The sequence below is a fragment of the Rhodoplanes roseus genome (assembly GCF_003258865.1).
Taxonomy (GTDB): Bacteria; Pseudomonadota; Alphaproteobacteria; order Rhizobiales; family Xanthobacteraceae; genus Rhodoplanes; species Rhodoplanes roseus.
This window is the reverse complement of sequence record NZ_NPEX01000579.1, coordinates 1-1247: the sequence shown is the minus strand read 5'-3', so window position 1 is coordinate 1247 and position 1247 is coordinate 1. Positions and strand designations below refer to the sequence as shown.

Below are 1247 nucleotides of genomic sequence, written 5' to 3'. Positions count from 1 at the left end.
CACCTTCACACCCGGAGAATGCGCAAACTATTTCGCCAACGCGGGATACGATGCAGCATGATCGGATTCCGCTCTAGGCCTTGCGCTTCCAGGTCGCGGTATCTTACGACGGTACTCTCTCGGTTTCCGGTTATCCGATGTTGAGGGCCTTCCGGTGATAGTTCGTGAGGCTATCATCACAATTCGCAGCCAGATGCCCTCGGAGGGATGGGATTGGACTGAACTGCAGGAACAAGCGTTACGCCGACAACGGGAACGCGACCACAACCGCCTAAGTATAGCTGAAACTGAGAGCCTTTATAAGGACGAGATTGAGAATCTCCAGGACCGCATCCGGCAGCTTGAAGGGCAAATTGCGGCGCACCAAACTGAGGAGGCAATCGAGGTCGAGGATGGGCTATTGTCCTCGCTCCTTGCGAAGCAGGTTGGCCCTGAGCTTTACCCGGGGGAGTTTTCAGATAGACTCCGTTTTGCAGCCAAGGATTGCGCGTCACGGGCCGAGCAAATCGGCCTCGACCGCCGATCGATAAGTGTTCTCCAAGCAATTGCGAAAAATCTTCCCACTTCCCCCGCGCTCTCCGAATTGCTTGAGGACTTGCAGCGAGCAACGAAAGACCCGAAGCGAATAGCCGCAGAGTTAACAGCGATCCTCCTTCGGCACGGCTATCGCGAGAAGGCCGACAACAAGCACATTCGGCTTGAGGCCAAGAACGGGTATGATGGCCTCGATGCAATCACGTTACCAAAGACGCCCAGCGATCAGCGTGGACTTACTAACCTCAGAAAACAGATTGAACGGACATTAGGTATTTCGAAATTGGAGAATTGAATTATCTGAATTACGGAATTATGGGAATTGCGGCGACAGCAAGCGTAGCCCGGGTCCATTCGTAGCAAGCGTAGCCCGGCTCGCTCGTAGCCTGGACGGAGCGTGCAGCAAGCGTAGCCCGCGCGCAATATTCAAGAGTAGCCTGGGCTGATCGTAGCCCCTCACCCCGGGCTACGGGGTTGTTCCGCGTCGCGAGGGCCGGGGCCACATGGTTCGAGGCTCGCTGCGCTCGCACCTCACCATGAGGTGGGACGTGGTCGGATGGCGGGAGTCGCGGTGGCAGAGCCCGAGTCGCGGCTGTCCGCATGATACGGCATCCGGCTGATTCACTCGGTGGTCATTCCGGGGCGGCGCGAAGGCCGCAACGTCCGCCAGCAAGCCAGCCGGTTCCGGCTCGCACGCCAGCCCGCGACGACAT

Annotated in this window: 1 protein-coding gene; it reads left to right on the top strand. The window is 58.1% G+C overall.

Going from position 1 to position 1247, the window contains the following annotated elements:
• Nucleotides 1-154 precede the first annotated feature (154 nt).
• The gene (locus tag CH341_RS33930) at nt 155-829 is read left to right on the top strand and encodes a hypothetical protein (protein ID WP_146604716.1); all 675 of its coding nucleotides are present in this window, start codon (nt 155-157) and stop codon (nt 827-829) included.
• Nucleotides 830-1247 lie beyond the last annotated feature (418 nt).